The organism is Metalysinibacillus jejuensis (genome assembly GCF_003057615.1).
GTDB classification, from domain to species: Bacteria; Bacillota; Bacilli; order Bacillales_A; family Planococcaceae; genus Metalysinibacillus; species Metalysinibacillus jejuensis.
On sequence record NZ_QAFW01000204.1, the window covers coordinates 1 to 341 of the forward strand.

Below are 341 nucleotides of genomic sequence, written 5' to 3' on the forward strand. Positions count from 1 at the left end.
ATGTTGCTTGATTTTTACTAATTTCAGTTTAGGTAATTTGATATGACCATCTTGCAATTCGATATTTCCGTTCACTCGATTGGTTGTATAAGACTGTTTTGACTTACGGTTTTTGAACTTTGGAAATTCCGCATTGCCTTCAAAAAAATTCTTATAAGCCTTTTGTAAGTTCATTTGTGCATTTGCTAAAGCTAAAGAATCCACTTCTTTTAGGAATGGAAATTCGTCTTTATATTTAGCTGGTGTAGGGAACTTTTGCTTTTTAAGCATTTCCTTGTCGTCTTTGTATTTTGCATAAGTCGCTTGTCTTTCCGCAAGCATCTTATTGTAGACAAGACGAA

1 pseudogene is annotated in these 341 nt (G+C 33.7%); it reads right to left on the minus strand.

Annotated features, from left to right (window positions below):
- Positions 1–341 (minus strand): annotated as a pseudogene (locus DDE80_RS14890) (RNA-guided endonuclease TnpB family protein); the annotation flags it as partial.